The following is a 26,515-nucleotide window of genomic DNA, read 5'->3' as shown; positions in this document are numbered from 1 at the left end:
CGTGAAACCCGTACGTACGCTTGCCGCCGCCCTCGCCGCCGGGCCCGTCGTCCTCGACGGCGGGCTGTCCAACCAGCTCCAGGCGCAGGGCTGCGACCTGACCGGCAGCCTCTGGTCCGCCCGGCTGCTCGCTGACGAACCGCACCGGATCGCGGCGGCGCACACCGCGTACGTACGGGCGGGGGCGCAGGTGCTCATCACCTCGAGCTACCAGGCCACGTTCGAGGGCTTCGCCCGGCGGGGCCTCGGCCGGGCGGAGACCGCCCGGCTGCTCGGGCGCAGTGTGGACCTCGCCAGGTCGGCGGCTCTGGCGGCCGGCCACGAGGTGTGGGTCGCCGCCTCCGTCGGGCCGTACGGCGCGATGCTCGCGGACGGCAGCGAGTACCGCGGCCGGTACGGGCTCGGTGTGCGGGAGCTGGAGCGCTTCCACCGGCCGCGGATCGAGGCGCTCGCCGCGGCCGGCCCGGACGTGCTCGCGCTGGAGACCGTGCCGGACACCGACGAGGCGGAGGCGCTGCTGAGGGCGGCCGAAGGATGCGGGGTGCCGGTGTGGCTGTCGTACACCCTGGCCGGCGGCCGGACGCGCGCCGGTCAGGACGCTGCCGGGGCGTTCCGGCTCGCCGCCGGCCGGGACGAGGTGATCGCCGTCGGGGTCAACTGCTGCGATCCGCGGGAGGCCGCCGGAGCGGTGGCGCTCGCGTCCCGCGTCACCGGCAAGCCCGCCGTCGTCTATCCCAACAGCGGCGAGCGGTGGGACGCCGCGGCCCGGGCCTGGCGGGGCGGCTCCGCGTACGACCTGGCCCGGGTGCGGGAGTGGCGCGCGGCGGGCGCGCGCCTGGTCGGCGGCTGCTGCCGGGTCGGTCCGCGGGAGATCGGCGAACTCGGCGGGCTGCTGGCGCATGACGAGGGGCAGGAAAGCGGAACCGGCACCAGGTCCTGAGGAAAACCCATGGTCGGCGTGGCCGGGGGAGACGATACTCAAACGCGTGTTCTTGACGATCAGTACCACCGGCACCCCTGAGCGACCCGCGACCGATCTGGGCTTCCTGCTGCACAAGCATCCCGACAACGCGCAGGCGTTCTCCACCTCGCACGGCACGGCGCACGTCTTCTACCCCGAGGCGTCCGCCGAGCGGTGCACGGCCGCGCTGCTCCTGGAGGTGGATCCGGTGGCTCTGGTGCGGCGCGGCAAGGGCAAGGGCCGCGGCGGCGCGCCCGACTCGGCACTCGCCCAGTACGTCAACGACCGCCCGTACGCGGCGTCGTCTCTGCTGGCCGTAGCGCTGAGCGCGGTGTTCAAGAGCGCGTTGCGCGGGGTGTGCGACGCCCTGCCCGGGCGGGCGGAGGCCCCGCTGCCGCTGCGTGTCGAGGTGCCCGCGCTGCCCGCGCGGGGCGGCGCCGAGCTGGTCCGCAAACTCTTCGGACCGCTCGGCTGGAGCTCCGTCACCGCCGCACCCGTCCCGCTGGACCCCCAGTTCCCCGAGTGGGGCGACTCCCGCTATGTCCAGCTGGTCCTGGAGGGCGAGTTGCGGCTGGCCGACGCGCTGCGCCAGCTCTATGTGCTGCTTCCCGTCCTCGACGACGCCAAGCACTACTGGGTCGCGCCGGACGAGGTCGACAAGCTGCTGCGGGCCGGCGAGGGCTGGCTGGCCGAGCACCCCGAGCAGAAGCTGATCACCAGCCGCTACCTCGCGCGCCGCTGGGGCCTGACCCGCCAGGCCATGGAGCGCCTCGAACTCGTGCGCCTCGCCGAGGCCGACGACCTCCGGATCGAGGACGTGGACAACGCCGTGGACGAGACCACCGACACCGAGGAACGCCCCGTGCCGCTCGCCGAGCAGCGCAGGGACGCCATCCTGAGCGCACTGCGCGACGCGGGCGCGAGCCGCGTGCTCGACCTGGGCTGCGGACAGGGCCAGTTGGTGCAGGCGCTGCTGAAGGACGTCCGGTTCACCGAGATCGTCGGTGTCGACGTGTCCGTACGGGCCCTGACGATCGCCGGCCGGCGCCTGAAGCTGGACCGGCTCGGCGAGCGCCAGGCCGCCCGGGTCAAGCTGATGCAGGGATCGCTCACGTACACCGACAAGCGGCTCACCGGCTACGACGCCGCGGTGCTCAGCGAGGTCGTCGAGCACGTCGACCTGCCCCGGCTGCCGTCCCTGGAGTACGCGGTGTTCGGCGCGGCCAGGCCGCACACGGTGCTCGTGACGACGCCGAACGTCGAGTACAACGTCCGCTGGGAGACGCTGCCCGCGGGCCATGCGCGCCACGGCGACCACCGGTTCGAATGGAGCCGGGAAGAGTTCCGGCAGTGGGCGGAGGGCGTCGCCGGACGCCACGGGTACGCGGTGCGGTTCGTGCCCGTCGGACCCGAGGACCCCGAAGTCGGGCCGCCCACCCAGATGGCAGTGTTCGAGATGACCTCGAAGGAGGCGAAGGCCGCATGACCAGTACCGAAGCAGCCGTGGTCACCACCCCCGGCCGCCGGCTCCCGGTGACCGACCTGTCTCTTGTCGTCCTCGTCGGCGCCACCGGCTCGGGCAAGTCCACCTTCGCGCGCAGGCACTTCAGGCCGACCGAGGTGATCTCCTCCGACTTCTGCCGCGGACTCGTCGCGGACGACGAGAACGACCAGAGCGCCAGCGGCGACGCCTTCGACGTCCTGCACTACATCGCGGGCAAGCGGCTCGCGGCCGGACGGCTCACCGTCGTCGACGCCACCAATGTGCAGCCCGAGAGCCGGCGGCAGCTCGTGCGCCTCGCCCGGGAGCACGACGTCCTGCCGATCGCGATCGTCCTCGACATGCCGGAGGACGTCTGCGCCGCACGCAACGCCACCCGCCCGGACCGCGCCGGCATGCCCCGCCACGTCATCGGACGCCACCGGCGCGAACTGCGCCGCTCGCTGCGCGGCCTGGAGCGTGAGGGCTTCCGCAAGGTGCACGTCCTGCGCAGCGTCGAGGAGGCCGACCACGCGGAGATCGTCATCGAGCGCCGCTACAACGACCTGCGCCACCTCACCGGGCCGTTCGACATCATCGGCGACGTCCACGGCTGCAGCTCCGAGCTCGAAACCCTGCTCGGCAGGCTCGGCTACGCGGACGGGGTCCACCCCGAGGGCCGCACCGCCGTCTTCGTCGGCGACCTCGTCGACCGCGGCCCCGACAGCCCCGGCGTGCTGCGGCGCGTGATGGGCATGGTCGCGGCGGGCAGCGCCCTGTGCGTACCGGGCAACCACGAGAACAAACTTGGACGCTGGCTCAAGGGCCGCAACGTCCAGCACACCCACGGCCTCGCCGAGACGATCGAGCAGCTGGAGAAGGAGGACGCCAAGGACCCCGCCTTCCGCGAGCGGGTAAGGGAGTTCATCGACGGACTCGTCAGCCACTACGTCCTCGACGAGGGGAAGCTGGTCGTCTGCCACGCCGGTCTGCCCGAGAAGTACCACGGCCGCACCTCCGGCCGGGTCCGCTCGCACGCCCTGTACGGGGACACCACCGGCGAGACCGACGAGTTCGGGCTGCCCGTCCGCTACCCGTGGGCGGAGGACTACCGGGGCCGCGCCGCCGTGGTCTACGGCCACACCCCGGTGCCCAACACGTCGTGGATCAACAACACGATCTGCCTCGACACCGGCGCCGTCTTCGGCGGGAAGATGACCGCCCTGCGCTGGCCCGAGCGCGAACTGGTCGACGTACCGGCCGAGAAGGTCTGGTACGAACCGGTCAGGCCGCTGCTCACCGAAGCGCCGGGCGGACGCGAGGGCCGGCCGCTCGACCTCGCCGACGTCCAGGGCCGGCGGGTCGTCGAGACCCGGCACATGGCCCGGGTCGCCGTCCGCGAGGAGAACGCCGCGGCCGCGCTCGAGGTGATGAGCCGGTTCGCCGTCGACCCCCGGCTGCTGACGTACCTGCCGCCGACGATGGCGCCCACGGCCACCTCCCGCGAGGACGGCTATCTGGAGCACCCGGCGGAGGCATTCGCCCAGTACCGCGCCGACGGCGTCGCCAGGGTCGTGTGCGAGGAGAAGCACATGGGCTCGCGGGCGGTCGCACTGGTCTGCCGCGACGCCGGCGCCGCGCGGGAGCGGTTCGGCGCCGACGGAGCGACGGGCGCGCTGCACACCCGCACCGGACGGCCCTTCTTCGACGACCCCGCCGTCACCGAGGAGATCCTGGAACGTCTGCGCGCGGCCGTCTCCGCCGCCGGCCTCTGGGACGCACTCGACACGGACTGGCTGCTGCTCGACGCCGAGCTGATGCCCTGGTCCCTCAAGGCCTCCGGACTGCTGCGTTCGCAGTACGCCGCGGTCGGCGCCGCGTCCGGGGCCGTGCTGCCGAAGGCGGCCGCCGCCCTGGAGGCCGCCGCCGCACGCGGTGCCGGGGTGGCCGACCTGCTCGACCGGCAGCACGGAAGAGCCGCCGACGCGGCCGCGTTCACCGACGCCTACCGGCGCTACTGCTGGAGCACCGACGGGCTCGACGGGGTGCGGCTCGCGCCGTTCCAGATCCTCGCCGTGCAGGGCCGTTCCCTCGCCGCGGTGCCGCACGACGAACAACTGGCCTGGCTGGACGAGCTGGTGGAGCACGACCCCACCGGCCTGCTCCAGGTCACCAGGCGGCTGGTCGTCGACACGGCCGACGAGGCGTCGGCGCGGGCCGGCACCGACTGGTGGCTGGAGATGACCGGGCGGGGCGGCGAGGGCATGGTGGTCAAGCCGCTGCAGGCACTCGCACGGGACGGGAAGGGCCGGCTCGTGCAGCCCGGCGTCAAGGTCCGCGGACGCGAGTACCTGCGCATCATCTACGGCCCCGAGTACACCCGGCCGCAGAACCTGGAGCGGCTCAGGAACAGGTTCCTGAACCACAAGCGCTCCCTCGCGCTGCGCGAGTACGCCCTCGGGCTGGAGGCGCTGGACCGGCTGGCCGACGGCGAGCCGCTGTGGCGGGTCCACGAAGCCGTGTTCGCCGTGCTGGCGCTGGAGTCGGAGCCCGTCGACCCCCGGCTCTGACCGCGCCGGACGCCGGTCGCGGGGGCGTTGTCAGTGGCTCGTCCTACTCTGTGATCACCCGCTCGTGAAGGGCGGGTGATCAGCACGGAGTTCGGGGGGAAGCATGACCGCCACCGGGAGCTGGAGGTCCGTCGGGGAGTACGGACTGACGCTCGACCCGTACGCGGAGCCGAAGCCCGCGCTGCGCGTGCGGGGCGGCTCCGGCCGCGAGCTGAAGAAGGTGCCGCCGGCTCTCAAGCGCGACCCGGCGGCCCTGGAGCTGGTGGCACTCGCGGACTGGATCGGCGACCACGCGGCACGGGCCCGCACCCGCGTCGGGAGCTGGATGACCCGGTCCCTCCCGGTCCCCGCCGGGGGTTGATACGGCACGTGTAGCCACCACCTGGTGCGGCTCGTACCGGCCCGCGCCGTCGAGGGCGAGGCGGCCGTCGCCCGCGCCCTCGGGCTCCGGCCCACGACGGCCCGGCCCGTGCCCGTGGGCCGGGTCGGGGTCCGGCCGCTGGACTTCCTGGCCCAGGTCAGCCGGGTCCATCCTCAGCACGCGCGGCAGGCCATGGCGCTGCTGGCACCGCTGCGCCGGTGCGCGGAGACGGCCCCTGCCAAGCCGGGCCGCGCCGCGGCACAGCCGCAGTAGGCGCTGGAGAAACCGGCCGCCACCACACCCGGACTGCTGCCCTTCGCGCTGTACGGGGGCGCCAAGGTGGTGGCGGGAGCCGGCAGCCCGCCGATGGCGGCGCCCCTCTTCACCGTGGCCCGCCGCCTGGAGGAGTCCCGCATCGAGGAGTCACAGGGCGGCCGCGTGGACGAGGACGCTCTCGCGGCCACGTTCGCCGAGTTCACCCGGCTCGGTGTGGTGTCCGCGAAGCTGCTGCAGGAGTACCGCCAGGGCCGTGCCGCACGGCTCTCCCCGCGTTCCCCCGCGTTCCCGCACGTCGCCCGGCGGACCCCCGTCGCACCTCCGTCGCACCGCCGGCGGACCGTTGATCGGCACCGTCGCGGACATCACATGGCGGTTCCCGGCGCACGAAGTCCGGACGCGATCAGCCGTTCGACGGGTGAGCGGCCTGCGGCACGGCAAGGATGGGGACATGGGATTCCACGTCGACTCCGAGACCGGGCGGCTGCGCCGGGTCATACTGCACCGGCCCGATCTGGAGCTGAAGCGGCTCACTCCGAGCAACAAGGACGCACTGCTCTTCGACGATGTGCTCTGGGTGCGCCGCGCCCGGCAGGAGCACGACGGCTTCGCCGACGTGCTCCGCGACCGCGGGGTGGAGGTGCATCTCTTCGGCGATCTGCTGCGCGAGTCGCTGGAGATCCCGGAGGCCAGAAAGCTCGTGCTGGACCGGGTCTTCGACGAGAAGGAGTACGGACCGCTCGCCACCGATCATCTGCGGGCCGCGTTCGACGAACTGCCGACCACCGACCTCGTCGAGGCGCTGGTCGGCGGGATGACCAAGCGGGAGTTCCTCGCCGGTCATTCGGAGCCGACGTCGGTGCGCTTCCATGTGATGGACCTGGACGACTTCCTGCTGCACCCGCTGCCCAATCATCTGTTCACCCGCGACACTTCGGCGTGGATCTACGACGGGGTCTCGATCAACGCGATGCGCTGGCCGGCCCGCCAGCGCGAGACCGTGCACTTCGAGGCGATCTACAAGCACCACCCGCTCTTCGTGGGCCCGGAGGCGGGTCCGTTCCACCACTGGTCCGAGGGGCAGGACGACTATCCCTCCACCATCGAGGGCGGCGACCTGCTGGTGATCGGCAACGGCGCGGTGCTGATCGGGATGAGTGAGCGCACCACACCGCAGGCCGTGGAGATGCTGGCCCGGGGCCTCTTCGCGGCCGGCTCCGCCCGCACGATCGTGGCCCTCGACATGCCGAAGCGCCGGGCCTTCATGCATCTGGACACCGTGATGACGATGGTCGACGGCGACACCTTCACCCAGTACGCGGGGCTCGGCATGCTCCGCTCCTACACCATCGAGCCGGCCGAGGGCGGGCGCGGACTCAAGGTCAGCGACCATCCCCCGGAGCGGATGCACGACGCGATCGCCGCCGCGCTGGGCCTGAAGGACATCCGGGTGCTGACGGCCACGCAGGACGTGCACGCGGCGGAACGGGAGCAGTGGGACGACGGTTGCAACGTCCTGTCGGTCGAGCCGGGCGTCGTCGTCGCCTACGAACGCAACGTGACGACCAACACCCATCTGCGCAAACAGGGCATCGAGGTGATCGAGATCCCGGGCAGCGAACTGGGCAGAGGCCGGGGCGGTCCGCGCTGTATGAGCTGTCCCGTCGAGAGGGACCCGGTTTAGCCGCGTGGGGTCGGCCCCGCGGCTCGCGGCCGGGCCACGCGGGCCGGCCACCCGAGCTGCCGTATAGCAATGCAATGGATCGTATAGAGTTCCATTGTCATCGCATCCGCCACGCAGGAGCAGCCATCATGGCGATACATCTCGAAGGCCGCCACTTCCTCAAGGAGCTGGACTTCACCGCCGAGGAGTTCCGCGGCCTGGTCGACCTGGCCGCCGAGCTCAAGGCGGCCAAGCGCGCCGGCGCCGAGGTCCAGCGACTGCGCGGCCGCAACATCGCTCTGATCTTCGAGAAGTCGTCGACCCGTACTCGCTGTTCCTTCGAGGTGGCGGCCGCCGACCAGGGCGCCTCGACGACCTACATCGATCCGTCCGGCTCCCACATCGGCAGCAAGGAGTCCGCCAAGGACACCGCCCGGGTGCTCGGCCGGATCTACGACGCCATCGAGTTCCGCGGTGACGGCCAGGACACCGTCGAGGAGCTGGCGGCGTACGCGGGTGTGCCCGTCTACAACGGGCTCACCAACCACTGGCACCCCACCCAGATGCTCGCCGACGTGCTCACCATGACCGAGCACGGCGACAAGCCCCTGGAGCGGACCTCCTTCGCGTACCTCGGTGACGCCCGCTTCAACATGGGCAACTCCTACCTGGTCACCGGCGCGCTGCTCGGTATGGACGTCCGCATCGTCGCGCCCCGGGCGTACTGGCCGGTCGACGGGGTCGTCGCCGAGGCGCACCGGCTCGCCGCCGCCGGCGGCGCCCGGATCACGCTCACGGAGGACATCGCCGAGGGTGTGCGGGGCGCCGACTTCGTCGCCACCGACGTGTGGGTGTCGATGGGGGAGCCGAAGGAGGTCTGGGACGAGCGCATCAAGGCGCTGGCGCCCTACGCGGTGACCATGGACGTGCTGCGGGCCACCGGGAACGCGGACGTCAGGTTCCTGCACTGCCTGCCCGCCTTCCACGACCTGGGCACCACCGTCGCCCGGGAGATCCAAGAGAGGCACGGGCTGGCGGAGCTGGAGGTCAGCGACGAGGTCTTCGAGTCGGAGCACTCGGTGGTCTTCGACCAGGCCGAGAACCGTATGCACACCATCAAGGCCGTGCTGGTGGCGACGCTCGCCGGTACCGCCGCCGGCCTGTAGCACCCGGCCCCGCGCCCCGGGGGTGCGCGGGGCCGGCGCTCCCTGCGTACGGGGCCGGGTCGCCCGATCCCGCCCGGTGCTGCGCGCCCCGGCGGGTCAGGCCTCGGCCGGGAGGATGAACCACACCGCCTTGCCGCGCTCCGTGGGCCGGTGGCCGCACGCCTCGCTCAGCGCCCGGATCAGCAGCAGCCCCCGGCCCCCCTCCTGCCACGGATCGGGCCGCGGCATCGGAGCGCCCTCCGTGAGTCCGGCGGGCGGCGCCGGGTCCGCGTCGTGCACCTCGACCTGGCAGCCCGACGGCAGCAGTGCCACCACGAGCTCTATGGGCGAACCCTCGGCCGTGTGCTCCACCGCGTTGGCGACCAGCTCGGCCGTCAGCAGCTCCGCCGTGTCGCAGTCCGCCGGCGCCGGGTGGTCGCCGTCCTCCAGCGCGGCGCGCACCAGCGCGCGCGCCATGGGAACGGCTGCCGTGGTGTGCGGCAGCGCGAAGCGCGACGAGGCGGGACCGGTGGCTGGGGGCAAGGCGGACTTCCCGTTCGGTGGCAGTTCCAGTTCTCAACCCTACGAAGCGCAGGACGCGGAACCAGGGGCGAGAGCCCGCGCGGGCCGGGACCTGTGCCAGAACCGGGACGGGACCTTCGCGGAGTCGGGACAGTCGTATAGCGCAGTCGTGACGGCAGTCACAAACAGGTGATAGCTTCGACGGTAGTGGCAGCAGCAGACCGCCCGCGCCCAAGGAGGCCCCACTCCATGAGCCCCTTCACCGGTTCCGCCCCACGCACCGAGGACTGGCGCCATCTGCGGCTGACGAGGGACGACGGCGTCGCGACCGTCACCCTCGCCCGCCCGGACAAACTCAACGCGCTCACCTTCGGCGCCTACGCCGACCTGCGTGACCTGCTCGCCGAGCTGTCCAGGGAACGCTCGGTGGGGGCCCTGGTGCTCGCCGGGGAAGGCCGCGGTTTCTGCTCCGGGGGAGACGTCGACGAGATCATCGGCGCGACCCTGTCCATGGACACCGCCCAGCTCCTCGACTTCAACCGGATGACCGGCCAGGTCGTACGCGCGATCCGGGAGTGCCCCTTCCCGGTGATCGCGGCCGTGCACGGCGTCGCCGCGGGCGCCGGGGCGGTCCTGGCGCTGGCGGCCGACTTCCGGATCGCGGACCCCTCTGCCCGCTTCGCCTTCCTGTTCACCAGGGTGGGGCTCTCCGGGGGCGACATGGGCGCGGCCTATCTGCTGCCCCGGGTCGTCGGACTCGGCCATGCGACGCGACTGCTCATGCTGGGCGACGCGGTCCGCGCGCCGGAGGCGGAGCGGATCGGCCTCATCAGCGAGCTGACCGACGAAGGGCAGGCGGACGTACGGGCCGCCGAGCTGGCCCGCCGCCTCGCCGACGGCCCGGCGCTCGCCCATGCCCAGACCAAGGCGCTGCTGACGGCCGAGCTCGACATGCCGCTCGCCGCGTCGGTCGAACTGGACGCGGCGACGCAGGCGCTGCTGATGAACGGCGAGGACTACGCGGAGTTCCACGCGGCCTTCACCGAGAAGCGCCCCCCGAAGTGGCAGGGCCGCTGACATGCCGCCGGCAGCGGCCCCGGCCCCCCTGCCCGGGGGACGCCCGACCCCTCCTGGTCCGGCCCCGCACCCGCCGCCCCGCGGCGACCTGCTCCCGCCCCTGACCGCCCCCGTCCGCGCCGCCGCGACCGCCGCGGGCCCGGCTCGGGAACCGGTGACCGCCGCGGGCCCGGCACAAGGGGCGCTCGGGGTCGGCCGCGCCCGCCGCGACCTGAGCGCCACGCCCGAGCGCGCCGCACCTCCCGCCCGCCACCTCCGCGTCGCCGTCATCGGCGGCGGCCCCGGCGGGCTGTACGCCGCCGCGCTGCTCAAGCGGCTCGATACGGCCCGCGAGATCACCGTCTGGGAGCGGAACGCACCCGACGACACCTTCGGCTTCGGCGTCGTCCTCTCCGACGAGACCCTCGGCGGGATCGAACATGCCGACCCCGTCGTGTACCGGTCGCTCCAGGACGAGTTCGTTCGCTGGGACGACATCGACATCACCCACCGGGGGCAGACCCTGACGTCCGGCGGACACGGCTTCGCCGCCCTCGGCCGGCGCCGGCTCCTGGAGATCCTCCACGAGCGCTGCGAGTCCCTCGGCGTGCGTCTCCGCTTCCGCACCCCCGCCCCGCCCGCCGCCGAACTGGCCGCCGGCCACGACCTCGTCATCGCCGCGGACGGCGTCCACAGCGCCACCCGCGAGGCACACGCCGACGTCTTCCGGCCCCGCGTCACCACACACCGCTGCCGGTACATCTGGCTCGCCGCCGACTTCGCCTTCGACTCCTTCCGTTTCGAGATCGCCGAGACCGAGCACGGCGTGATGCAGCTCCACGGCTACCCCTTCTCGCCCGACGCCTCCACCGTCATCGTCGAGATGCGCGAGGAGGTCTGGCGCGCCGCCGGGCTCGACGCCTGCGACGAGCAGCAGTCGACCGAGCGCTGCGCCAAGGTCTTCGCCGAAGCCCTCGGCGGCCGTCCCCTGCGGGGCAACTCCTCCGCCTGGACCGTCTTCCGCACCGTCGTCAACGACCGCTGGTCGCACGGCAGCACCGTGCTCCTCGGCGACGCCGCGCACACCGCGCACTTCTCCATCGGCTCCGGCACCAAGCTCGCCGTCGAGGACGCCCTCGCCCTCGCCGCCTGCATCGAGGAGCAGCCCGACCTGCCCACCGCCCTCGCCGCCTACGAGAACGAGCGCCGCCCGGTCGTCGAGTCGACGCAGCGCGCGGCCGCCGCCAGCCTGCGCTGGTTCGAGGAGCTCGCCGTCCACACGGACCAGCCGCCCCGCCGGTTCGCCTTCAACCTCCTCACCCGCAGCCGCCGTGTCACCCATGACAACCTGCGGCTGCGCGACCCCGCCTTCACCGACGCCGTCGAGCGGGAGTTCGGCTGCCCGCCGGACACCCCGCCGATGTTCACCCCCTTCCGGCTGCGCGGACTGACCCTGCGCAACCGCGTCGTCGTCTCACCCATGGACATGTACTCCTCCCACGACGGCGTGCCCGGCGACTTCCACCTCGTCCACCTCGGCGCCCGCGCCCTCGGCGGGGCGGGCCTGGTCATGACCGAGATGGTGTGCGTCAGCCCAGAGGGCCGCATCACGCCCGGCTGCACCGGCCTCTACACCCCCGAACAGGCCGCCGCCTGGCGCCGCGTCACCGACTTCGTCCACACCAGCTCGCCCGGCACCGCGATCGGCGTCCAGCTCGGCCACTCCGGCCGCAAGGGCTCCACCCGGCTCATGTGGGAAGGCATCGACCAGCCGCTCGACACCGGCAACTGGCCCGTGTCCGCCGCCTCCCCGCTCCCCTACCGCCCCGGGGTCAACCAGGTCCCCCACGCGCTCGACCACGCCGGACTCACCGAGATCCGCCGCCAGTTCGCCGCCGCCACCCGGCGAGCCGCCCGCAGCGGCTTCGACCTCCTCGAACTCCACTGCGCCCACGGCTACCTGCTGTCGGGCTTCCTCTCCCCGCTGACCAACCAACGCACCGACGCCTACGGGGGTTCCCTGCAGCGACGGCTCCGCTTCCCCCTCGAGGTGTTCGACGCGATGCGCGCCGTCTGGCCGGACGACAAGCCGATGACCGTCCGTATCTCGGCCACCGACTGGGCCGACGGCGGTACCACGGCCGAGGACTCCGTGGACGTCGCCCGCGCCTTCGCCGCGCACGGCGCCGACGCCATCGACGTCTCCACCGGCCAGGTCGTCGCCGACGAGCGCCCCGAGTACGGCCGCTCGTACCAGACGCCGTACGCCGACCGGATCCGCAACGAGGCCCGTGTGCCGGTCATCGCGGTCGGGGCGATCTCGTCCTGGGACGACGTCAACTCGATCCTGCTGGCCGGCCGCGCCGACCTCTGCGCGCTGGCCCGCCCCCACCTCTACGACCCCCACTGGACGCTCCACGCGGCCGCCGACCAGGGCTACTCCGGCGACGCCGCGCCCTGGCCCCTCCCGTACCGGGCGGGCAGCCGCAAGCCGCCCACCGGCCGCACCGACGCCCCGAAGCCGAGGCTCACTCTCGGCTGAGGCGCTCGCGCCACCGCGGCGCCGGCGCCGTCACCCCTCGCCCGCCGCCGTCACGAACGCCGCCCCGGCGTCCCGCAGCCGCGTGTGCAGCCGTCCGAAGACCTCGGCGGAGCGTCCGCCCGGCCAGCCCTGCGGCAGCAGCTCGCCGGGCAGGCCCGGATCGGCGTACGGCAGGCGCCGCCACGAGTCCAGGGCCGGCAGATAGTCCCGGTACGCGTCCCCCGCCGGGGTGTCCTCCCGGGCCTCCCAGGAGCGCAGCACCGGCTCGTGCAGGTCGAGGAACTCCTCGTGCTGTTTGGCGATGGCCGCCAGGTCCCACCAGCGCGAGACCGACTCCGCCGTCGCCGCGAAGCCGAGGTGCTCCCCCCGGAACAGGTCCACGTACGCGTCGAGCTGGAGCCGTCGCAGCGTGTGCCGGGTCTCCTCGCAGAGCCGGGCGGGCGCGATCCACACCCCCGGCGCGGCCGCGCCGAAGCCGAGTCTGACCAGCCGCGAGCGCAGCAGATGGCGCTTGTGCCGCTCGGCCTCCGGCACGGAGAAGACGGCGATGACCCAGCCGTCGGAGAGGTCGGCGGACGACGGGGCGTAGATGCGCCGGTCGCCGTCGTCGAGCAGCTGGCGGGCGTCCTCGGACAGGGCGTAGCCGGCCGCGCCGTCGGGTGTGCGCTCCGGGACGAGCAGCCCGCGCCGTTTGAGCCGGGACACGGAGGAGCGCACGGACGGCGCGTCGACGCCGAGGGCGCCCAGCAGCCGGATCAGCTCGGCCACGGCGAGGGGACCCGGCCGTTCGCGTCCGTACGCGCCGTACAGGGTGACGATCAGGGATCTGGGGGTGTGCTGCTCGGCCACGTGATCACTCTAGGGCTCGCAGCCGGAACCGCTGAAGCTTGCCGGTCGGCGTACGCGGCAGGGCGTCCAGGAAGACGATCCGCCGCGGGCACTTGAACGGCGTGAGCCGCTGCTTGACGAAGTCCCGCAGCTCCTCGGCGGCCGCCTCCCCGCCCGCGGCGCCGTCGCGCAGCACCACGTACGCCACCGCGATCTGGCCCCGCAGCGCGTCGGGTCTGCCGACGACCGCGGCCTCGGTCACATCGGGGTGGTGCAGCAGCGCCTCCTCGACCTCGGGCCCGGCGATGTTGTATCCGGCCGAGATGATCATGTCGTCGGCGCGGGCGACGTAACGGAACCGGCCGTCGGGCTCGCGGACGTAGGTGTCGCCGGTGAGGTTCCAGCCGTCCCGCACGTACTGGGTCTGCCGGTCGTCGGCCAGATAGCGGCAGCCCACGGGGCCCCGGACAGCGAGCAGCCCCGATTCCCCGTCCGGCACCGGCAGCCCCTCGCCGTCCACCACACGCGCCTGCCAGCCGGGGACCGCGACGCCGGTGGTGCCGGGCCGGATCGCCTCGTCCGCCGCGGAGATGAAGATGTGCAGCAGCTCGGTCGCGCCGATGCCGTTGATGATCCGCAGCCCGGTCCGCTCGTGCCACGCCTGCCAGGTCGCGGCGGGCAGGTTCTCACCGGCGGAGACACAGCGCCGCAGGGAGCCGGTGTCGTGCCCGTCGAGCTGGTCCAGCATCACCCGGTACGCGGTGGGCGCGGTGAACAGAACCGACACCCGGTGCTCCGCGATCGCCGGCAGCAGCTGCCCGGGGCCCGCCTGTTCGAGCAGCAGGGCGCTGGCGCCGGCGCGCAGCGGGAAGACGATAAGACCGCCGAGTCCGAAGGTGAAGCCGAGCGGCGGGCTGCCCGCGAACACGTCGTCCGGCTCGGGCCGCAGCACATGCTCGGAGAAGGTGTCGGCGATCGCCAGCACGTCCCGGTGGAAGTGCATGCACCCCTTGGGGCGGCCGGTGGTGCCCGAGGTGAACGCGATCAGCGCGACGTCGTCGGCCGCGGTCGCCACCGCCTCGTACGGCTCCGCCGCCCGCGCGTCCGCGACACGGACCAGATCGCCGGGCGCGTCCCCGCCGTACGTGGTGATCCGCAGTCCCGGCACCTCCGCCTTGACCAGGTCGTCGACCGCCCGCACATCGCAGAGCGCGTGCGTGACGGCGGCGATCCGGCACACCGTCGCCAGCTCCTTGGCCCGGTGCTGCGCCAGCACGGTGACCGCCACGGCGCCCGTCTTCATCACCGCCAGCCAGCACGCCGCGAGATACGGGGTCGTCGGCCCGCGCAGCAGCACCCGGTTGCCGGGGACGACCCCGAGCTCCGCGGTGAGCACGTGGGCGATCCGGTCGACCCGTCCGCGCAGCTCCCCGTACGACCAGACCTCGCCGCCGCCGGAGCGGAGGACGGGGCGGTCCGCGCCGAAGCGCTCGATCGTGCGGTCCAGCAGTTCCGTGCCGCAGTTGAGCCGCTGCGGGTAGTGCAGCGAAGGCAGGTCGAAGAGTAGTTCCGGCCACTGGTCCGCGGGCGGCAGATGGTCGCGCGCGAAGGTGTCGGTGTGGGCCGAGGGTGTCAGCTCCATGGTTCGCCCCCTGTCGGGTCGGCGTCGCCAGACGAGCGTATCGTGATGGTGACGACAGTCAACAGTTCGCGATACCGTGCTTTTCGGGGGTGCCCGGCAGAGTCACCCGGCCGCCGTCACGCCGACTTCAGTGGGGGCACGAATGCCCGTATTCTCGCTCGATCCGGTACAGACCGCCCGGTGTGCCGAACTGCGCACCCTGGCCGCCCAGCGGCTGCGCCCCCTCGCGGAGAAGGGCGAGGCGGGCCGCGTCAACCGCCCCATGGTGGCGGCCCTCGGCGAGCTGGGCCTGCTGGAACAGCTGTTCACCGCCGGGGCGCTCGAACTGTGCCTGCTCCGCGAGTCCCTGGCCCACGGCTGCACCGAGGCCGAGACCGCTCTCGCCCTCCAGGGCCTCGGCACCTCGCCGCTGGTCCAGGCGGGTACCGAGGAGCAGCGCGGACGCTGGCTCCCCGACGTCGTCGCGGGCCGGGCCGTCGCCGCCTTCGCCCTCAGCGAGCCCGACGCGGGCTCCGACGCCGCCGCCCTCGCCCTGAAAGCCGTACCCGACGGCCGGGGCTGGCGGCTGAGCGGCGAGAAGCGGTGGATCTCCAACGCCCCGGAGGCCGACTTCTACACCGTCTTCGCCCGTACGACCGAAGGCGCCGGGGCCCGCGGAATCACCGCCTTCCTCGTCCCCGCCGACCGCCCCGGCCTGTCCGGCAGCGCGCTGGAGATGCTCTCGCCGCACCCGATCGGCGCGCTCACCTTCGACGACGTGCCGGTCGGCGCCGACGACCTGCTCGGTGAGCCGGACCGCGGCTTCCGCGTCGCCATGAACACCCTCAACCGCTTCCGCCCCAGCGTCGGCGCCTTCGCCGTCGGCATGGCGCAGGCCGCCCTGGACGCGACCGTCACCCACACGTCGAGCCGCCGGGCCTTCGGCGGCCCGCTCGGCGACCTCCAGTCCGTCGCCCACCGCGTCGCCGAGATGGCCACCCGCACGGAGGCCGCCCGGCTGCTCGTGTACGCGGCGGCCGCCGCGTACGACGCCGGGGCCGCCGATGTGCCCAAGCGCTCCGCGATGGCCAAACTGCTCGCCACGGAGACCGCCCAGTACGTCGTCGACTCGGCCGTACAACTGCACGGTGCCCGGGCCCTCCAGCGCGGTCACCTCCTCGAACACCTCTACCGCGAGGTCCGTGCGCCCCGCATCTACGAGGGCGCCACCGAGGTCCAGCGCACGATCATCGCCAAGGAGCTCTACGCCGAGGAACGCCACCCGCAGGAGCACCGGCCCGGGGAACGCCCCCCTGAGGAACGCGCCGAGGAGCCCCGTCCCGAGGAGAGGTCCGCATGACGCTGTCCCGCCACAACCCGGCCGAGCTGTCCCCGCCCACCGGCTTCTCCCACGCCGTCACCGCCACCGGCTCCCGGCTGGTCTTCCTCGCCGGCCAGACCGCCCTCGACACCGGCGGCAAGGTCGTCGGCGAGACGCTCCCCGAGCAGTTCGAGACCGCCCTGAGCAACCTCCTCACCGCCCTCGCCGCGGCCGGCGGCACCCCCCACGACCTGGCCCGCGTCACCGTCTACGCCACCGACGTCGCCGACTATCGCGCCCACGCCGCCGAGCTGGGCCGGATCTGGCGCCGCGCGGCGGGCCGGGACTACCCGGCGATGGCGGTCGTCGGGGTCGTACGGCTCTGGGACGAGCAGTGCCTGGTCGAGGTGGACGGGGTGGCGGTCCTGCCCTGAACCGGCCCGCCGGCCGGACCGACGCCCGACCGCCGCTTGATCGACTGGTGACCCTTCACCCGTCGGGCTTAACGTCGAACGGTGGACGGCACCGTCCGCCATCCGGTCCCAAGGCCCCGAACAGGGCGTTCCTCCCCGAGGCACGATGCGCCATGACGACCCCGCAGCCGACTCCCGCAGTGCAGACGTCAGCCCCCGACCGGGGCGGCGGGAACGGAATGGCGCTCTTCGTCATCGCCTCGTGCCAGCTGATGGTGGTCCTCGACATCACCATCGTGAACATCGCGCTGCCGCACATCCAGAACTCGCTGCACTTCTCCACCACGAGCCTGTCCTGGGTGGTCAACGCCTACACGCTCACCTTCGGGGGCCTGCTGCTGCTCGGCGGGCGGATCGGCGACATCCTCGGCAGGCGGCGCGTCTTCATGTTCGGCGTGCTGCTCTTCGTGGTGGCGTCGCTGCTCGGCGGACTCGCGCAGAACTCCGGCCAACTGCTGGCCGCGCGCGCCCTGCAGGGCGTGGGCGGCGCGATCGCCTCACCGACCTCACTGGCGCTGATCACCACCACCTTTACCGAGGGCCCGCAGCGCAACCGGGCGTTCGGCGTGTTCGCGGCCGTGTCCGCCGGCGGTGGCGCGATCGGGCTGCTGGCCGGCGGAATGCTCGTCGAATGGCTCGACTGGCGCTGGGTGTTCTTCGTCAACGTGCCGATCGGTCTGCTCATCGCCGTCGCCGCGCCCCGCTGGATCAAGGAGTCGGAGCGCCGCCCCGGCCGCTTCGACGTCACCGGCGCGCTGTTCTCCACACTCGGCATGGTCGCGCTGGTCTACGGGTTCATCCGCGCCGCCCAGGAGGGCTGGCGCGACACGTACACCCTGGCCTCGTTCGGCGCGGCGCTCGTACTGCTCGCGGCCTTCCTCACGGTCGAGCGGCGCTCCAAGCAGCCGATCACACCGCTGCACATGTTCGCCGACCGCAACCGTGCGGGCACCTACGGCATGATGCTCGGGCTCGCCGCCGCCATGTTCGGCATGTTCTTCTTCCTGACCCTCTTCGTCCAGAACGTGCTGGGCTTCGGCCCGCTGCGGGCCGGCCTGGCCTTCCTCCCGGTCAGCGCGGTCATCGCCGTCGGGGCCGGCCTGGCGTCCCAGTTCCTGCCGAAGTACGGCCCGAAGCCGTTCATGGTGACCGGCGCCGGACTGGCCGCCGCCGGACTGGCCTGGCTCACCCTGACCGACATCCACTCCACCTATGCGGGCAGCCTCCTCGGGCCGATGCTGGTCTTCAGCCTCGGCATGGGGATGCAGTTCGTGTCGCTGACGCTGATGGCGCTCTCCGGGGTGCCCGCGCACGAGTCGGGTGCGGCGTCCGGCCTGCTGAACGCCACCCAGCAGGTGGGGGGTTCACTGGGGCTGTCGATCCTGGTCACGGTCTTCGGCACCGTCAGCGGCAACGAGGCGAGGAACCAGATCCCGCACTTCATGGCCGAGGCCACCCCGGCCGAGCGGCTCTTCTTCCAGCGCACCGGTGAGCTGCCGCCGCCCTGGGGCGACCAGGTGCTCACCTCCGGCGTCTCCGCCGCCTTCATCATGGCCGCGATCTTCGCCGTGGTGGCCGCCCTGATCGCGCTCCTGGTCATCCAGGTCCGCCCCGCCGACCTGGAGCGCCTCAAGGGCGGCATCGGTCCCGGCGGGTGACCGGTCCCTTTCGTGCGGCGGGCAGGTTCGCGCGGCGGGCAGGACGAGGCCCCGGCGCTCCTTCGCCGGGGCCTGTCAGTGTGAGAGGGCCTGTGAGTGAGCGGCGGCCGTCCCGTCAGGTGACGGGTCCGGGGCCGCGACGGCGGCCTGTGCCGCCCCCCGCACCGGCCGTGGCGGCCATGGCCAGGCCGCAGAGCAACGCGACCGCACCGACGATGATGTTGCTGACGATGCTGCGCGTCGTGTCCATCTCGCCGGCGATGACCCAGGGCGACACGATCGTCCACGCGCCGATGGCGCATGCCGTCCATGCCATGGCGTGGGTGCGTTCGTACGCCGAGCTGAAGCCGCCCATGCACAGGGCGAAGGCGATTCCGGTGATCAGATTGGTCACGGCCAGGCTGGTCAACCCGCTGAAGCCGGCGATCCATGGCGAGGCCGCCAGGTAGAGGCCCGTGATGAGGGCCAGTGTCTCAACGGCCTGGGCACGCGGCGTGGTGGTGGCCCGCTCGAAGCGGGAACGCATCTCGGCCAGGTCCGGGTGTTGATCGATGTCTGCGTGAGTGGTCATGGTGGGCCGCCTCCTGTCAGCAGCCTTATGTGTCCTTTATATCCATAGAACGCCCCTTTGGGCTGTCAGGTCAATGGGTAGACCCCTTCCGATGTCCGTGGCCGCGACGGCCCCGAGCCCTGGTGGGGCCCGCGTTTCGGGCGGGGGCGGCCCACGGGCGCCCGGCACCACCGGCCGGCGGAGTGGCACGATGTCCGGTACGGCCTGTGTGACGGCCGTCACCTGCTCCCTGGGGGATCGATGAACATCTGGCTCGCATCCCGGCTCGTCGCCGTGGCCGCCACGACCGCCCTCGTACTGACCGGCTGCACCGGCTCCGGAGGCTCCACCGACGCCTCGGCGTCGCCGTCCGGCGGGCCGGGGGCCTCCTCACCGTCGCCGGGCGTCCCCACGTCCGACGCGCCCACCGGCCCGACCACCGGTGCGTCGCCGTCCGCGACCCCGTCCGCTTCCGCGACCGGTCGCGGCGAGCCGCTGCCGGGCTTCCCCGGCCTCCAGCCGATGTGGCCGTTCGCCACGCTGTCCCAGGCCGAGGGCTGGGAGAGCGAGTACCGCGCCGGCGGCCACCAGCCCTGGCATCTCGACGCCGAACAGACCGCTCTCTCCTTCACCCAGCAGTACCTGGGCTTCCAGGACATCGACCGGATCACCTCACGGTCCGTCAAGGGGAGGGAGGCGCGGATCGGCGTCGGGCTGAGCGGGACGGAGTCCACCGGCACCGCGGCGGTCATCCACCTCGTGCGCTACGGCACCGGACGCGACGCCCCCTGGGAGGTGGTGGGCACCGACGACACCACCTTCTCCCTGACCGAGCCCGCGTACGGATCGGTCGTGCGCTCACCGGCCACGGTCGGCGGGCGGATCACCGGCGTGGACGAGAGTGTCCGTGTCGAGGTGCGACAGCCTTCCGCCGCACGGCCGTTGGGCGCCACCTGCTGCCTGTCGGCGGGCGGCCAGGGGCAGCCCTGGCAGTCGTCCGTCTCGTTCACCGGCGCGGCCGACCCGGTGCTGACGGTCGTCGCGTCCACCGGCGGCCACGTCGCCGAGGTCGAACGCTTCACGGTCACGGCGGTACGCACGGGCTGACCCCGAAGCGGCACCGCGGCAACGGGGGTGCGGCCCAGTGGCCGCACCCCCGTTGCCGTCGCCATGGTCACCGGCTTCCGGCCGACGTCGGCGGCACGGGACGAAAACCCGAACATGGTTTCGCATTGCCGATGAAATGCCGAAGGAAATCCGCCCCGGCGATGCGGCGCCGCCGGGCCGGAGAGTGTCGTGACCGGTGGGCTGTTCGATGTGATCAATTCCCGGCATTTTCAGTCCATGTGATTGCGCAGCCGATCAAATTGCGGGCCCAGGTCGGTCAATGCAGGTCCTGCTTTCAGCAAGGTCACATGGCGAACCCCGACTGACTATGCTCCCTCCACATGTCGCGCTGCGCTCACAGCGAGTAATCGAATGCTGTGTGCGTGCGGACGGAACCGACCCCGCGAAGAGGCGTGACCATTGACGCGATCTCGAAGCGACCGTCGGGGGAATTCGCCGGAAACGTGTGTCGAGCCGAGTGAATCCCACCCCGTTCCCGTCGGCGCACCGCATCACCTCGGCCCACTCATTCCAGACTGTTTAGGACCCCTCGATGGTTCGTGCAGGTTCATCTTCCGGAGCCCGGCCACGTGCAGTGGCTCTGGAGTGGCTCATACCTCCTGGCGCTCTGGCCGGGGCTTTCGCCATGGCGCTGATCTTCGTCCCTGCGCACACACGGACAGCCGTCGCCTGGTGCGGCCTCGCCGCGGTCGTTCTGACGGTCATCACCTCGGCTGAGATCGCGCGCCGGAGCCGCGCGGCGGAGGCGGCCCGCTACGCACAGGCGGGCGCCGCGGCGCAGGCGTACTACGCGCAACGTGAAGCCGCGCTGCTCGGGCGCCTGTCCGACCAGCGGGCGACCACCGTGTGGCTGGCCGAGGAGCTCCTTCCCGCGGCAGTGGCCCGGCTGAAGAAGGGCGACCCCGCGTCGGAGATCCTGCACTCCGTCAGGCTCGGGGAACACCTCGACAGCGAGTTCACCGAAGCGCTCCGGGCGGCTCTGCGGACACTCCTGGAGGCCGTGGAGGCCGAGGAGGACACCCGGGACTCAGCGCAGCGGGCACTGGTGGCCATCGCACGGAGAGTCCAGGCGATCGTGCACCAACTCGCCAAGGACCTCCGCGCCATGCAGATCCTCCACGGCACGGACGTCGTGGTCTCCCACGGCCTGCAGGACATCGACCACCGCAACGCCCTGATCGGCCGCCTCGCGGCGAGCATCGCGGTACTGGGCGACGCCCGCCCCGGGCGTCAGTGGTCGAAGGCGATTCCGCTCTACGACGTCCTGCGGGGCGCCATGTCGCGCATCGTCGACTACCCCCGCGTGAAACTGCGGTCGGTGACAGAGGTGGCCGTGGTCGGTCCCGGAGCCGAGCCCCTGATCCACCTGCTCGCCGAACTGCTCGACAACGCCACGACGTTCTCCCCGCCGGACACCCCCGTCGACGTGACCGCGAGCGAGGTGCCCTCCGGCATCGCGATCGAGATCGAGGACCGGGGGGTCGGACTCACCGAAGAGGTCCGGCAGCGCGTCGACCGCGTCATGGCCCAGGCCTCGTCGGGCATGCAGCTGGCCGGCCTCGGCGAGGTGACACAACTCGGCCTCGCCGTCGTCAGCCGGCTGGCCCGTGAGCACGGCCTCGACGTCGACCTGCGCACCTCCGCCTACGGGGGCGTCCGGGCGGTCGTGCTCGTTCCGAGGAGCCTGATCACCACGGTGCAGCAGCCTGTCCCGAACGCCCAGCCGCTCGCGCGGCAGCACACGGCCGGACCGGTCCTGCCGCGGCCGACGCCGCCGGCCCCCGCCGTGCCGGACGAGCCCGTCGAGGTCAAGGCGACCCTCAACGGCCTCCCGCAACGCCGACGCGAGTCACCGGTCCCGAAACCGGTCGTCCGCGCCACCCCCCATCCCCCCGCTGCTCCGGCCACCTCCCCGGGAACCAACGGAACGCGCAGGCAACCGGGCCTGATGTGGGAGGCGTTCAGCGGCGAGAAGAGATCGGTCGCCGAACCTGCCACGGAAAACAGCGAGCCATCAGACGAGGGTGAGTAACATGCAGCCACTGCCCAACATTGACTGGATGCTCAAGGAGCTCGCGTCCAGCGTCCCGTACGTGCGGCACGTGGTCGTCCTGTCGTCGGACGGTCTGAGCATCGGCCAGGCGGAGACGGATCCCGACACCGCCGACGCGATCGCCGCCGCCTGCTCGGGCATCCAGAGCCTGGCGAAGGCCATCGCGCAGAGATTCCCGCACGGGGACGGCTCGACGCGGATGGTCGGCATCGAGGTCGACGGCGGCTACTTCTCCCTGATGGCGGCCGGACCCGGGGCCTATCTCGCGGTGCTGGCCGACGAGGAGGTGGACGCCGGGCTTCTGGGCGACCGTATGCGGACACTGGTGGTCCGGATCGGCCAGCACATGACCAGCCCGCCCCGCGATGACGTCGGGCGGGCGATGTGACGTCGGAGAACCAGGACAGATGGGACGAAGGCAGTCCCGTGCCGCTCTTCGTCATCACCGGTGGCCAGGGTTCCGCGGCGAAGACGTTCAATCTGGTCACCCTCGTCGCGGCGAGGTCCGCACCGGAGCCCGGTATGCAGCCCGAGCAGGCCGCGATCCTCTCCATGTGCCGCTACCCGCTCTCGGTGGCCGAGATCTCGGCGTACCTCAGCCTTCCGTTCAGCGTCGTCACGGTGCTGCTCTCCGAACTCGTCGAAGGCGAACGGGTCGAGGCCACCGCTCCCGTCCCTGTCGCGTCCTACCCCGAACTCGGCCTTCTGGAGGCGGTGATCCATGGACTACGTAAGCTCTGAAGCACCCTCCGCCGGCCCCCGCGGCACCGACGTGCTGCTGCCCCACGGCGCCAGGGGAGTGAAGGTGGTGATCGTCGGCGGTTTCGGCGTCGGCAAGACCACCATGGTCGGGTCGGTGAGCGAGATCCCGCCGCTGACCACCGAAGAGACCATGACCCAGGCCGGCGTCGGGATCGACAACAATCCCGGAGCCGAAGGCAAGAACACCACGACCGTCGCCCTGGACTTCGGCCGTATCAGCATCAACCGGGAGCTGATCCTCTATCTCTTCGGGACGCCGGGACAGGAGCGCTTCTGGTTCCTGTGGAACGGCATCTTCGAAGGCGCGTTCGGCGCCGTCGTCCTCGTGGACACGCGGCGGATCGACGTCTGCTTCGAGGTCATCACCCGCCTCGAAGACCGCCGCGTCCCCTTCGTCGTGGCCGTCAACACCTTCCCCGAGGCCCCGCAGCACCCCATACCCGCCCTGCGCACTGCACTGGCCCTCAGCGAATCCGTGCCCATCGTCACCTGTGACGCACGTGACCGGGCGTCCTGCCGCGACGCCCTGCTCTCGTTGATGGTCTACCTGCGCACCCTCGCCGCCGCCCAGGAGCCCGTATGACCGTCCCACCGGCCGAACACACCACCCAGCAGCACGGGCTCACCCCGCCCCCGGGCTGCCCGGCGCACGCCACCGCAGGAGCCGGCGGAGCCACCCGGCTCGACAGCGCCGCCGCGGTGACCGACCCCATGGGCCTGTACGAGGAGCTGCGCGCCGCCCATGGCCCGGTGGCGCCCGTCCTGCTCGACGGCGACGTACGCGCCTGGCTCGTCCTCGGGTATCTCGAGAACCGCGACGTGGCCGCCCGCTCCACCCAGTTCTCCCGCGACCCCCGCGTCTGGCACGGCTGGGAGAGCGGCGAGATCGACGCCGCCACCTCGCCGCTCGTGCCGATGATCGGCTGGCGTCCGGACTGCGTGTGCGCCGACGGCGAGGAGCACCAGCGCCTGCGCGGCGCGGTCACGGCCAGCCTCGACCAGTTCGACCAGCGCGGAGTCCGCCGCCACATCACCCGCCTCGCACACCAGTTGATCGACGGATTCTGCCAGGGCGGCAAGGCGGAACTGGTCGGCGAGTTCACCGAGCACCTGCCCATGCTCGCGCTCACCCACCTGCTCGGAATGCCGGACGAGTACGGCCCCAAGCTGGTGCACGCCGCCCGCGACCTCTTCAAGGGCACGGAGACGTCGCTCGCCAGCAACGCCTATGTACTGGAGACCCTGGAGCAGCTGGTCGTCGAAAAGCGCGCCCGTCCCGGGCAGGACATCGCATCCGTGCTGATGGCCCATCCGGCCGGCCTCACCGACGAGGAGGTGCTGCACCACCTGCGGCTCATCCTGCTCGCCGGCTACGAGACGACCGCCAACCTCATGTCCAACGTCCTGCGGATGGTGGTCACCGACCCGCGGTTCCGCGGGTCCCTGGCCGGCGGCCAGATGACCTTGCCGGAAGCCGTGGAACAGGTCCTCTGGGACGAGCCGCCGCTGATGGTGTGCCCGGGTCGCTGGGCCAAGGGCGACACCACCCTCGGCGGGCAGCAGATCAAGGCGGGCGACATGCTCCTGCTGGGGCTGGCCGCGGGGAACGTCGATCAGGCGATCCGCCCCGATCCCTCGACCCCCGTGCACCACAACCGCGCGCACCTGTCCTTCAGTGCGGGCGCCCACGAGTGTCCCGGTCAGGACATCGGCCGTGTCATCGCCGACACCGGCATCGACATCCTGCTGACCCGGCTTCCGGACATCACGCTGGCCGTCCCGGAGTCCGAACTCTCCTGGCGTTCCTCCACCTGGGCCCGGCACCTGACGGCGCTGCCGGTGAGTTTCGCCTCCCGCGCGCCGAGGACCCGTGACATCCCGGACTCGCTGCCGGCCCCGCCTCCGCCGACCAGCACGCTGCCCTCCACGCCCCCGCGGCCGCAGGCCGGCCCCCGGCCGGAGCGCGCACCTGGACCCCGCGTCTCGTGGCGGGCGCGACTGAGCCGCTTCCTGCGCGGACGCTGATTCGCATGACGGCCGAGGGGGCTGCCCCGGAGCTGGGGTCGGCCCCCTCGCGCGATTCTCATGTGGACGCGGCCGGGGCGGAGGTGCGTTGCCCGGGGAGCGACAGGTCGTCCGCGGCGGCGTAGCGGGGGGCCCCGGTGTACCAGGAGTGGAGGCCGGACAGGAAGCCGGCGGCTCCCCGGAGCCACGTCTCCAGCTCGGCTCGCTCGCCGGCCTGCAGCCCGGCTCGTTCGGCGAGCAGGGGCAGTTCACTCCGTCTGAGGTGGTCGAAGTGGCGCAGCCGGGCGTTCACCAGGTCGACGGCGGCATGCACCGCCTCGTGGATGGTGACGCCCAGGGACGTCGCGAGCACGACGACGAGGTTGTTGACGTCGTGCTCTTCATGGACCTCCCGCTGGTAGGAGGCTATGTCGTTCGCCAGCCCCATGTAGTCCATGAAGGAGTCGAGCAGGGCACGGACGGTCCGGCTGTGCCGGATCCGATCAGGTATCCGCGCGCCGGTGGCAAGCTCGACGGAGTACGGGGCGGTGTAGGCGGCGAAGCTTTCACGGCGGAACTGGGCGTACTCGATCAGGTCCGGAACCCGGCGGGTGCGGCTGTTGGCCAACTCCTGGACTCCCGCGTCGATGTATCCGGCCAGGGCACGGTTGAACCCGTGCCGCCAGTGCGCGAGCCGCGGGGGGAACAGCCGGGGCTGCAGATCGGCGATGCCTCTCTCGACCGCGTTCTCCGGTTCCGGCAGCCGGGCGCCCGGCTCCGGCCGCAGGAAGGCATGGAGCCGGGCGGTGAAGACACTCGCGCCCGATAGGTCCCCCGTCCGTTTGAAGGCGGAGGCGAAGTAGTCGTCCCAGGCCAGCGCCCAGATGTTGAACCGGTGGTTGATCCGGAGATCGGCGAGTGAGGCATCGGGGAGGGTGCGGGCGGTCAACTGGTCGACGGTCATGGCGTGGAACTGGGACCGGGTCCAGATCGGCCGGCGGTGCGGCGGTCCTTCGCCGTCGCCCAGCATGCCCATGTCCCGCGCCCATGTCTCGGCCTCCTCGTGCAGGGCCGGCAGATACGGATTCATCTTCGCCGGGTACGGCATCCACAGTCCGGGGAGCTTGACGGCCTGCACTGTCATGGGACTTCTCCTCCCTCTCGGCCCGCATCGGTGTGCGGACCACAACCCCGAGCGGCCTGCCGGTGATAGGGCAGCACGCTCCTGTCGTTCGCACCTCGCCTCGGGAGCATGAGCACGGCGCGCACGTCACACCGGAGCGGTGCCTCGCGCCCGCCCCGGCCTCCTGCCATGGCAACGGCCGTCAAAACGTCGGGCAGTTCCCTTCCTGTGGCGCTCCAAACTTGCCCACCCCGGCCGACCTACAACCTAGGGCGGTCGTCGCCGTCTTCGGATCCGAAAGGTTTGGGGGGAATTGACGACTCTTCTAGGGCACTTTGGCGCAATTTCGATCCCAAAGCTGGCCATGATCCATCATTGATGGCCATAGGCGTGCATCGACCGCTACCTGCGACGGTGA

The 26,515-nt window shown here is 72.2% G+C and carries 23 protein-coding genes; 18 read left to right on the top strand and 5 right to left on the bottom strand.

Features of this window, described 5'->3' with window-relative positions:
* The first annotated feature begins 1 nt into the window (after position 1).
* The 7 genes from mmuM (at position 2) to argF (ending at position 8,477) form a co-directional block, all read left to right on the top strand.
* Complete coding sequence (gene mmuM / locus ACFYOP_RS18600; RefSeq protein ID WP_356894880.1) at positions 2-940, top strand: homocysteine S-methyltransferase; 939 nt, start codon at positions 2-4, stop codon at positions 938-940.
* Positions 941-986: 46 nt separating this feature from the next.
* Positions 987-2,447: a 3' terminal RNA ribose 2'-O-methyltransferase Hen1 gene (locus ACFYOP_RS18595; RefSeq protein ID WP_356894878.1), complete on the top strand. Its 1,461-nt coding sequence runs from the start codon at positions 987-989 to the stop codon at positions 2,445-2,447.
* Positions 2,444-5,011, top strand: coding sequence for a polynucleotide kinase-phosphatase (locus ACFYOP_RS18590; RefSeq protein ID WP_356894876.1), 2,568 nt, complete (start codon positions 2,444-2,446; stop codon positions 5,009-5,011). The genes ACFYOP_RS18595 and ACFYOP_RS18590 overlap by 4 nt, the downstream gene beginning before the upstream one ends.
* A gap of 103 nt (positions 5,012-5,114) precedes the next feature.
* Positions 5,115-5,372: a hypothetical protein gene (locus tag ACFYOP_RS18585; protein WP_356894874.1), complete on the top strand. Its 258-nt coding sequence runs from the start codon at positions 5,115-5,117 to the stop codon at positions 5,370-5,372.
* A 24-nt stretch (positions 5,373-5,396) separates the two neighbouring features.
* Positions 5,397-5,645 (top strand): hypothetical protein, encoded by a 249-nt coding sequence (locus tag ACFYOP_RS18580; protein WP_356894872.1) that lies wholly within the window; start codon positions 5,397-5,399, stop codon positions 5,643-5,645.
* 454 nt (positions 5,646-6,099) lie between these two features.
* Complete coding sequence (locus tag ACFYOP_RS18575; protein WP_356894870.1) at positions 6,100-7,332, top strand: arginine deiminase; 1,233 nt, start codon at positions 6,100-6,102, stop codon at positions 7,330-7,332.
* 128 nt (positions 7,333-7,460) lie between these two features.
* Positions 7,461-8,477, top strand: a complete 1,017-nt coding sequence (gene argF, locus ACFYOP_RS18570) for an ornithine carbamoyltransferase (RefSeq protein WP_356894868.1) — start codon at positions 7,461-7,463, stop codon at positions 8,475-8,477.
* Positions 8,478-8,573: 96 nt separating this feature from the next.
* Here argF and ACFYOP_RS18565 read toward each other — a convergent pair whose 3' ends face one another.
* A complete protein-coding gene (locus ACFYOP_RS18565) occupies positions 8,574-8,999 on the bottom strand; it encodes an ATP-binding protein (RefSeq protein ID WP_356894866.1) in 426 nt (141 codons plus the stop codon).
* Positions 9,000-9,227: 228 nt separating this feature from the next.
* Between ACFYOP_RS18565 and ACFYOP_RS18560 the strand changes: the two genes are divergently transcribed.
* Together ACFYOP_RS18560 and ACFYOP_RS18555 are read left to right on the top strand one after the other, a co-directional pair.
* Positions 9,228-10,055, top strand: a complete 828-nt coding sequence (locus tag ACFYOP_RS18560) for an enoyl-CoA hydratase family protein (RefSeq protein ID WP_356894864.1) — start codon at positions 9,228-9,230, stop codon at positions 10,053-10,055.
* A gap of 1 nt (position 10,056) precedes the next feature.
* Entirely contained in the window at positions 10,057-12,576 is a 2,520-nt protein-coding gene (locus tag ACFYOP_RS18555) for a bifunctional salicylyl-CoA 5-hydroxylase/oxidoreductase (protein WP_388452023.1), read from the top strand.
* A gap of 30 nt (positions 12,577-12,606) precedes the next feature.
* On the opposite strand, the gene ACFYOP_RS18550 is transcribed toward ACFYOP_RS18555, so the two are convergent.
* Positions 12,607-13,425 (bottom strand): PaaX family transcriptional regulator C-terminal domain-containing protein, encoded by an 819-nt coding sequence (locus ACFYOP_RS18550; RefSeq protein ID WP_356894862.1) that lies wholly within the window; start codon positions 13,423-13,425, stop codon positions 12,607-12,609.
* Between the two features lie 4 nt (positions 13,426-13,429).
* Positions 13,430-15,046, bottom strand: a complete 1,617-nt coding sequence (locus ACFYOP_RS18545) for an AMP-binding protein (protein ID WP_356894860.1) — start codon at positions 15,044-15,046, stop codon at positions 13,430-13,432.
* A gap of 142 nt (positions 15,047-15,188) precedes the next feature.
* Between ACFYOP_RS18545 and ACFYOP_RS18540 the strand changes: the two genes are divergently transcribed.
* From ACFYOP_RS18540 to ACFYOP_RS18530, 3 genes are all read left to right on the top strand, one after another.
* The gene (locus ACFYOP_RS18540) at positions 15,189-16,385 is read left to right on the top strand and encodes an acyl-CoA dehydrogenase family protein (RefSeq protein WP_356894858.1); all 1,197 of its coding nucleotides are present in this window, start codon (positions 15,189-15,191) and stop codon (positions 16,383-16,385) included.
* Positions 16,382-16,780 carry a RidA family protein gene (locus ACFYOP_RS18535; RefSeq protein WP_356894856.1) on the top strand — a complete coding sequence of 133 codons (399 nt, stop codon included), beginning with the start codon at positions 16,382-16,384 and terminating at the stop codon, positions 16,778-16,780. Before ACFYOP_RS18540 ends, ACFYOP_RS18535 begins: the two co-directional genes overlap by 4 nt.
* Before the next feature lie 218 nt (positions 16,781-16,998).
* A complete protein-coding gene (locus ACFYOP_RS18530) occupies positions 16,999-18,477 on the top strand; it encodes an MFS transporter (protein WP_356894916.1) in 1,479 nt (492 codons plus the stop codon).
* Positions 18,478-18,592: 115 nt separating this feature from the next.
* On the opposite strand, the gene ACFYOP_RS18525 is transcribed toward ACFYOP_RS18530, so the two are convergent.
* Positions 18,593-19,048, bottom strand: a complete 456-nt coding sequence (locus tag ACFYOP_RS18525) for an SPW repeat protein (RefSeq protein ID WP_356894854.1) — start codon at positions 19,046-19,048, stop codon at positions 18,593-18,595.
* Positions 19,049-19,288: 240 nt separating this feature from the next.
* Here ACFYOP_RS18525 and ACFYOP_RS18520 point away from each other — a divergent pair, with 240 nt between their 5' ends.
* The 6 genes from ACFYOP_RS18520 to ACFYOP_RS18495 all read left to right on the top strand — a co-directional run bounded on the left by ACFYOP_RS18520 (position 19,289) and on the right by ACFYOP_RS18495 (position 24,995).
* Positions 19,289-20,134 (top strand): hypothetical protein, encoded by an 846-nt coding sequence (locus ACFYOP_RS18520; protein ID WP_356894853.1) that lies wholly within the window; start codon positions 19,289-19,291, stop codon positions 20,132-20,134.
* Positions 20,135-20,780: 646 nt separating this feature from the next.
* Positions 20,781-22,187, top strand: coding sequence for an ATP-binding protein (locus tag ACFYOP_RS18515; RefSeq protein WP_356894851.1), 1,407 nt, complete (start codon positions 20,781-20,783; stop codon positions 22,185-22,187).
* 1 nt (position 22,188) lies between these two features.
* Positions 22,189-22,596 (top strand): roadblock/LC7 domain-containing protein, encoded by a 408-nt coding sequence (locus ACFYOP_RS18510; protein WP_356894849.1) that lies wholly within the window; start codon positions 22,189-22,191, stop codon positions 22,594-22,596.
* A gap of 38 nt (positions 22,597-22,634) precedes the next feature.
* Positions 22,635-22,949: a DUF742 domain-containing protein gene (locus ACFYOP_RS18505; protein ID WP_356894847.1), complete on the top strand. Its 315-nt coding sequence runs from the start codon at positions 22,635-22,637 to the stop codon at positions 22,947-22,949.
* Positions 22,930-23,553: an ATP/GTP-binding protein gene (locus ACFYOP_RS18500; protein ID WP_356894845.1), complete on the top strand. Its 624-nt coding sequence runs from the start codon at positions 22,930-22,932 to the stop codon at positions 23,551-23,553. Before ACFYOP_RS18505 ends, ACFYOP_RS18500 begins: the two co-directional genes overlap by 20 nt.
* Positions 23,550-24,995: a cytochrome P450 gene (locus ACFYOP_RS18495; RefSeq protein WP_356894843.1), complete on the top strand. Its 1,446-nt coding sequence runs from the start codon at positions 23,550-23,552 to the stop codon at positions 24,993-24,995. The genes ACFYOP_RS18500 and ACFYOP_RS18495 overlap by 4 nt, the downstream gene beginning before the upstream one ends.
* Before the next feature lie 58 nt (positions 24,996-25,053).
* Here ACFYOP_RS18495 and ACFYOP_RS18490 read toward each other — a convergent pair whose 3' ends face one another.
* The gene (locus ACFYOP_RS18490) at positions 25,054-26,118 is read right to left on the bottom strand and encodes a terpene synthase family protein (RefSeq protein WP_356894841.1); all 1,065 of its coding nucleotides are present in this window, start codon (positions 26,116-26,118) and stop codon (positions 25,054-25,056) included.
* Between the last annotated feature and the right edge of the window lie 397 nt (positions 26,119-26,515).

This window comes from Streptomyces sp. NPDC006294, assembly GCF_042870895.1.
Classification (GTDB): Bacteria; Actinomycetota; Actinomycetes; order Streptomycetales; family Streptomycetaceae; genus Streptomyces.
Note: the sequence above shows the minus strand (reverse complement) of the source record. Positions and strands in the feature narration are given on the sequence as shown.

Excerpts from the sequence above, each read along its gene's own strand:
- ACFYOP_RS18590 (WP_356894876.1), top strand. The coding sequence starts at position 2,444 with ATGACCAGTACCGAAGCAGCCGTGGTCACCACCCCCGGCCGCCGGCTC.
- ACFYOP_RS18585 (WP_356894874.1), top strand. The coding sequence starts at position 5,115 with ATGACCGCCACCGGGAGCTGGAGGTCCGTCGGGGAGTACGGACTGACG.
- ACFYOP_RS18575 (WP_356894870.1), top strand. The coding sequence starts at position 6,100 with ATGGGATTCCACGTCGACTCCGAGACCGGGCGGCTGCGCCGGGTCATA.
- argF (WP_356894868.1), top strand. The coding sequence starts at position 7,461 with ATGGCGATACATCTCGAAGGCCGCCACTTCCTCAAGGAGCTGGACTTC.
- ACFYOP_RS18560 (WP_356894864.1), top strand. The coding sequence starts at position 9,228 with ATGAGCCCCTTCACCGGTTCCGCCCCACGCACCGAGGACTGGCGCCAT.
- ACFYOP_RS18555 (WP_388452023.1), top strand. The coding sequence starts at position 10,057 with ATGCCGCCGGCAGCGGCCCCGGCCCCCCTGCCCGGGGGACGCCCGACC.
- ACFYOP_RS18545 (WP_356894860.1), bottom strand. The coding sequence starts at position 15,046 with ATGGAGCTGACACCCTCGGCCCACACCGACACCTTCGCGCGCGACCAT.
- ACFYOP_RS18540 (WP_356894858.1), top strand. The coding sequence starts at position 15,189 with ATGCCCGTATTCTCGCTCGATCCGGTACAGACCGCCCGGTGTGCCGAA.
- ACFYOP_RS18535 (WP_356894856.1), top strand. The coding sequence starts at position 16,382 with ATGACGCTGTCCCGCCACAACCCGGCCGAGCTGTCCCCGCCCACCGGC.
- ACFYOP_RS18530 (WP_356894916.1), top strand. The coding sequence starts at position 16,999 with ATGGCGCTCTTCGTCATCGCCTCGTGCCAGCTGATGGTGGTCCTCGAC.
- ACFYOP_RS18525 (WP_356894854.1), bottom strand. The coding sequence starts at position 19,048 with ATGACCACTCACGCAGACATCGATCAACACCCGGACCTGGCCGAGATG.
- ACFYOP_RS18520 (WP_356894853.1), top strand. The coding sequence starts at position 19,289 with ATGAACATCTGGCTCGCATCCCGGCTCGTCGCCGTGGCCGCCACGACC.
- ACFYOP_RS18515 (WP_356894851.1), top strand. The coding sequence starts at position 20,781 with ATGGCGCTGATCTTCGTCCCTGCGCACACACGGACAGCCGTCGCCTGG.
- ACFYOP_RS18510 (WP_356894849.1), top strand. The coding sequence starts at position 22,189 with ATGCAGCCACTGCCCAACATTGACTGGATGCTCAAGGAGCTCGCGTCC.
- ACFYOP_RS18500 (WP_356894845.1), top strand. The coding sequence starts at position 22,930 with ATGGACTACGTAAGCTCTGAAGCACCCTCCGCCGGCCCCCGCGGCACC.
- ACFYOP_RS18495 (WP_356894843.1), top strand. The coding sequence starts at position 23,550 with ATGACCGTCCCACCGGCCGAACACACCACCCAGCAGCACGGGCTCACC.
- ACFYOP_RS18490 (WP_356894841.1), bottom strand. The coding sequence starts at position 26,118 with ATGACAGTGCAGGCCGTCAAGCTCCCCGGACTGTGGATGCCGTACCCG.